The following is a 6,878-nucleotide window of genomic DNA, read 5'->3' on the forward strand; positions in this document are numbered from 1 at the left end:
TACAGCAGCGTCCACTGATGCGATAAATGGTTCTCAACTTTATTCCATGAGCAATGTAGTTGCAGGCTATTTTGGCGGTGGTGCTGGCTATAAAGATGGAAACTGGAGTGCTCCTACTTTTACAGTTAAGGTCTTTGATAAAAATGGTAGTGGGACTGAAAAGGACTATAAGAATGTTGCGGATGCCTTTACTGGCGTAAGTAGTTCTTTCACGAATCTTGATAAAAAGATTGAGAATATAGTCATTGATGGGACAGGTGATAATCTTGTTAAGCAAGATGATACCGGACTTATTACCATTGGTGGAAAAGTAAGTGGGGCCAGGGTAAATATCGCGAATGTTGATAATGTGGCACGGACTCTTGCGGGTGTTAAGGCTGGTTCGATTACAGCAACATCGACTGATGCGATAAATGGCTCTCAATTTTATGCCATGAGCAATGTAGTTGCAGGCTATTTGAGTGATAATGCTGGATATGATAAAGATGGAAACTGGAATGCTCCTACTTTTACAGTTAAGGTTTTTGATAAAAATGGTAGTGGGACTGAAAAGAACTATCAGAATGTTGGGGATGCGCTTTCTGGTGTAAGTAGTTCTTTTACGAATCTTAATCAAAAGATCGAAAGTGTGACAGGTGATAGTTTTGTTAGGCAAAATAGCGTTGGGCTTATTACGATTGGTGGAGACAAGGGTGGTGATAGAATAGATATTGCAAACGGTATTAATTTTCCACGAGTTCTCTCTGGTGTTAAAGGGGGTGCATTTACGGCAACATCGACCGAAGCGGTAAATGGTGGTCAAATTTATTTTATGGCTCAGGCATTTGCACATTATTTTGGCGGTGGTGCTGGATATGATAAAGCGGGAAAATGGTCAGATCCTACATTTACAGTTAAAGCCTTTGATAAGAATGGTAATGAAACTGAGAAAAACTATACTAATGTTGCAGATGCGTTTTCTGGCGTTAATAGTGCTTTCACAAGTTTGAATGAGGAGATTGTTAAGATAAAGGATAGCGTTGGTATTATTGAAAAAAGTTATACACCTCAAGATAATTCTTCGGATATTATTTCAGAAGGCTTTCCTTTTATGAGAAGCGCACGTTTTCTAAGAAGCTTACCTCTTGCCATAGATGAGGAAGAAAGCGCCATAGATGAGGCGGATAATTCAACCACGGTAACTGTTGCTCCTAGTGAAATTTTAGAAAAGTCAACTTATGAAGTGACTGACTATCAGTTTTCGCAGATGAATAACAAGGTAACAGAAGTTGAAAAAAATGTAACCGACGTTACAGACAGGGTAACAGAAGTTGAAAACAAGGTGAATGTTGCGGTTAGCTATGATACCGATGATAGCGGAAAGAAAATCAATAGCATCACTCTAAAAGGTGTCGATGACAGTGAGCCTGTTTTGATTACGAATGTTCAAGGTGGAAAAATTGAACATGGCTCTAAGGACGCAGTGAATGGTGGTCAGTTATACGATCATACCGCGGAGCAGATGAAGATTACTCTTGAAAGTGCGAAAGAGTATACTAAAGAACAAGTCGATAATGGTGTTAATGCGGCGAAATCCTATACCGATATGAAGTTTGACGCACTAAGTTATGATATTACGAATGTGCGCAAAGAGGCAAGGCAAGCAGCAGCGATTGGTTTGGCAGTCTCTAACTTACGTTACTTCGATGACCCAGGATCTGTGAGTGTTTCATTTGGTGGTGGTTTTTGGCGTGGACAATCTGCCTTTGCGATTGGTGCAGGTTATACATCTGAAGATGGCAAGATTCGTTCTAATCTATCAGCAACCAGTGCTGGCGGTCAGTGGGGTGTAGGTGGTGGAATAACTCTGAAATTAAAATAACACCAGAGAATATGAAAAACTACAATTTAAGCGAAGTTTCGCCCTTGTCTCATCAGACAAGGGCGAAATTTTATATTATAGAGAAGTAATATTTTACAGAGAAGTCCATAGAGTAGTATACTTATAAAGTCTTATAACAAGGTATTCTATAGTAATAATCTTAGTGAGATTGATTTTAGTAAAAAGTGAATTACTTTAACAAAAATTTTATAAATACAGCGTAATACTCTCATATAAATTGATAGAGTGCGTAATCGCACAGTATTTTAAAACTGTACGTTCTATAATTTCATTGATAGAAAATATCCATTGGGGGGATACGTTTAAAAAAATCAAAAATCGTATTATTATTATTTTATTTATTTGCTCTGTGCATAGCAGTAGCAATCATGAGGTATGCAACAGCGGCAATTATTAGTAAGACTCATTTTGATCAAAATGGGACACCTAAAACGAACGATTAAACAGAACCTCTAGACAAGTCTATAGTGCATGGAATCTATGAATTTTAAAGTTATAAGGATATTTTACGATTGTATAAATCGGAAAGACTCATTCTGTAAAAATAATTAAATTCATTTTCCTCTTGCTATTTTACGCAATAGTCTATAACATTGCGAAATATTCTTTAGTAAGACTCATTTTGGTAAAAACAGAAAGATGCTCGCAAGGGGGGCGCGACGGATTATGAAAAAAACAAACAATCACCTTCATTTTATTTTGAAGCTCTTTGAGAGAAAAAAATCTAAAGCTCAAGAGTATACCTCTTACCCCCGCGATAAAAGCGTAATGATTTCACAACAAGTACTCTAAATCATTCAGCCAACAACTTAACCTTTTCCCCTAATAAACATTACAGCCTCTTAATTATACAAAATGAACTCTTTTACTTTAAAAACTATAAACCGCAGATCTAACAATAGGGCGCAAGTATGTCTTCTTCATATCCGTTTTTCACCCTCATTCAGGAGTTTTGTTGCAAAAAAAAGCATCCTTCTTAAAAGCGGAAAAAATAAAAAACCCATTAACCAAACCTTTAATCAACGTCCATCACAACCTTGCCGGACTTCTAATTACTTCTGTTCGCCTCTGCGGCAAACTCAAACTTTATAGAGAACAAACAAAAATCACGTCGTTAATCACCCCTAGCACTGAAATATGACTTTTTAATGTTCTAAATATGTATTTCTTATTTGGAGAATTTGTTATGAAAAAATTATATACCACACCAAAAGCGCTAGTGGTGAATGATTGTAAAAATTCTTGCTCGTTTTATCGACGGCTTTTTATTAAAGCGCTTTCATTGGCTTCAGTGATTATCTTTTTATCAAATGTTTCTCCTGTTGCTGCTGCTACTCAGATTTTAAATAACAAATCAAACGACTTTAGTGGTGGTGCAAATGCGCTTAAAGGTATACCGCCAGCCTATGTAGTTGGCAGTAAATTGTATAGAGATAGTGGCTCTGCATTTGTGGAGGGGGAGGATACCCCCAAGAACTTTAGTCTTAATATTAAGTTTCAGACTAAAGCTGCTTTTGATACTGCATTTGCAGGTACGGAAGGTTATAAGAATGTAGAAGGTTATAAAAGTGTTGCGGATGCATTTTCTGGCACTAATAGTGATTTGGCAGGTTTAAATCATCAGCTTGTTGAGATAAAGGAACCCCATGCTATTGGGGAAAAACAAGATAATCCATCTCAAAGTGATGATCAGCATAAGAACACAGACAGCTTTTCTCTTATAAGAAGCTTACCCAGTGCACTAAACCGAGCGGATGATGGGCCAACTGTGATAGCTATTGCTCCTACCTCAGTATTAACTGACGTGACTTTTGAGAGTAGTGAAGGTAAGACACGGCGTCTTTTGAAGGTTTCTCCTGGTGAGCTCTCAAAAATGTCAACCGATGCCGTTAATGGTTCCCAGCTTTATACTCTAGGTGATAAAGTTGCAAAATCTTTAGGTGGTAACGCTAAGTATGAGAATGGCACGTGGACTGCTCCTACATTCAAGGTTAAGCGCTTCAATTCTGATGGTGACGTTACTGACTCGACTTATGACAGTGTCGCGACTGCCTTTGCCGGTATTGGTGATTCTATCGCGAATATTAAAAATGAGATTAGCAAAGAAATTGCTGGTGAAAAAAGTGATTCTTTAATCTGGAGCCAAACGGCGAATGCCTTTGTAGCGACGCATGGGGATAGTAAAGAGAACAGCAAGATTACGTCTCTTAAAAATGGAGACATTAGTAGAACGTCAACGGATGCTGTAGCTGGTAACCAGCTATATGCTCTAGGGAGCAATGTTGCGAAGTCTTTAGGTGGTGGTGCTAAGTATGAGGATGGCCAATGGAGCAAGCCTAAGTTCACGGTTAAAACAGTAAAATCTGATGGTACTGAGAGTGAGGAGAGCTATACAGATGTGGCTTCAGCGTTTGCCGGTGTAGGCACTTCTTTCACGGATTTACATAAAGAGATTACCAATGAAATTAGCACTGCTCAGGCTGATGCGTTGTTGTGGGATAAGGCTAAAGGTGCCTTTGTAGCGACGCATGGAGAGAAAGATAGCAAAAGCAATAGCAAGCTTACATCTCTTTTAGATGGTTCGATTAATGCTGGTTCCACGGATGCCGTAACGGGTAATCAGCTTTATGCTCTAGGTGATAAAGTTGCAAAATCTTTAGGTGGTAACGCTAGGTATGAGAATGGCACGTGGACTGCTCCTACATTCAAGGTTAAGCGCTTCAATTCTGATGGTGACGTTACTGACTCGACTTATGACAGTGTCGCGTCTGCCTTTGCCGGTGTTGGTGATTCTATCACGAATATTAAAAATGAGATTAGCAAAGAAATTGCTGGTGAAAAAAGTGATTCTTTAATCTGGAGCCAAACGGCGAATGCCTTTGTAGCGACGCATGGGGATAGTAAAGAGAACAGCAAGATTACGTCTCTTAAAAATGGAGACATTAGTGGAACCTCAACGGATGCTGTAGCGGGTAACCAGCTTCATAAATTGGGTGGCGATGTTGCGAAGTCTTTAGGTGGTAAAGCTAAGTATGAGAATGGAACTTGGAGTGCGCCTACATTCACAGTTAAGAGCGTGAAGGAAGATGGCAAAACAGAAGATAAAGAGTATCATGATGTAGCAACAGCGTTTGCTGGTGTAGGAACTTCTTTCGCGAATGTGAATAATTCTATCACGAATATTAAGGATGAAATTAGCAAAGATATTGCTGAAGCAAAGAGTGATTCCTTGAATTGGAGCGACACTGCACATGCGTTTGTAGCGACGCATGGTGAAGAGAAGGTAAGCAGCAAGATAACATCGCTTTCCAATGGGTCTATAACTAAAGACTCAAGTGATGCTGTAGCGGGCAATCAGCTATATGCTCTAGGGAGCAGTGTTGCGAAGTCTTTAGGTGGTAAAGCTAAGTATGAGAATGGAACTTGGAGTGCGCCTACATTCGCGGTTAAGAGCGTGAAAGAAGATGGCAAAACAGAAGATAAAGAGTATCATGATGTAGCAACAGCGTTTGCTGGTGTAGGAACTTCTTTCGCGAATGTGAATAATTCTATCACGACTATTCAGGATCAAATTAGCAAAGATATTGCTGAAGCGAAGAGTGATTCCTTGAATTGGAGCGACAGTGCACATGCTTGTGTAGCGACGCATGGTGAAGAGAATGCAAGCAGCAAGATAACATCGCTTACCAATGGGTCTATAACTAAAGACTCAAGTGATGCTGTAGCGGGCAATCAGCTATATGCTCTAGGGAGCGGTGTTGCGAAGTCTTTAGGTGGTAAAGCTAAGTATGAAGGTGGCACATGGACAGCTCCGACTTACGAGATCTCTAATATTTCTGCAGATGGTGATGTGGGAAAGACAAGCTTCAATGATGTTGGTAGCGCTTTTGCGGGTCTTGATACGAGTGTCAAGAATGTGAACACTCATCTGTCTAATGAGGTCAAAAAGTTTGATGAAAAACTAAGTAATATTACTCAAGCGGTTAATGGTGATTCTTTAATCTGGAGCCAAACGGCGAATGCCTTTGTAGCGACGCATGGGGACAGTAAAGAGAACAGCAAGATTACGTCTCTTAAAAATGGAGACATTAGTGGAACCTCAACGGATGCCGTAACGGGTAACCAGCTTCATAAATTGGGTGGCGATGTTGCGCAGTCTTTAGGTGGTGGTGCTAAGTATGAGGATGGCCACTGGAGCAAACCTAAGTTCACGGTTAAAACAGTAAAATCTGATGGTACTGAGAGTGAGGAGAGCTATACAGATGTGGCTTCAGCGTTTGCCGGTGTAGGCACTTCTTTCACGGATTTACATAAAGAGATTACCAATGAAATTAGCACTGCTCAGGCTGATGCGTTGTTGTGGGATAAAGCTAAAGGTGCCTTTATAGCGACGCATGGGGACAGTAAAGAGAACAGCAAGATTACGTCTCTTAAAAATGGAGACATTAGTGGAACCTCAACGGATGCCGTAACGGGTAACCAGCTTCATAAATTGGGTGGCGATGTTGCACAGTCTTTAGGTGGTGGTGCTAAGTATGAGGATGGCCACTGGAGCAAACCTAAGTTAACGGTTAAAACAGTAAAATCTGATGGTAATGAGAGTGAGGAGAGCTATACAGATGTGGCTTCAGCGTTTGCCGCTGTAGGCACTTCTTTCACGGATTTACATAAAGAGATTACCAATGAAATTAGCACTGCTCAGGCTGACGCGTTGTTGTGGGATAAGGCTAAAGGTGCGTTTGTAGCGACGCAAGGGGACAGTAAAGAGAACAGCAAGATTACGTCTCTTAAAAATGGAGACATTAGTGGAGCCTCAAGTGATGCTGTAGCGGGTAATCAGCTATATGCTCTAGGGAGCGGTGTTGCGCAGTCTTTAGGTGGTAAAGCTAAGTATGAGAATGGCACATGGACAGCTCCTACATTCGCGGTTAAGAGCGTGAAAGAAGATGGCAAAACAGAAGATAAAGAGTATCATGATGTAGCAACAGCGTTTGCT

Annotated in this window: 1 protein-coding gene and 1 pseudogene; both read left to right on the forward strand. The window is 40.3% G+C overall.

What is annotated here, in order from left to right; genetic code table 11:
* The coding region (locus ACFILH_RS00730) for a YadA-like family protein (RefSeq protein WP_375667219.1) at positions 1 to 1,861 on the forward strand (1,861 nt) is incomplete at its 5' end.
* A gap of 1,207 nt (positions 1,862 to 3,068) precedes the next feature.
* Positions 3,069 to 6,878 (forward strand): annotated as a pseudogene (locus tag ACFILH_RS00735) (hypothetical protein); the annotation flags it as partial.

Source organism: Bartonella sp. CL435QHHD, from assembly GCF_042195095.1.
Taxonomy (GTDB): domain Bacteria; phylum Pseudomonadota; class Alphaproteobacteria; order Rhizobiales; family Rhizobiaceae; genus Bartonella.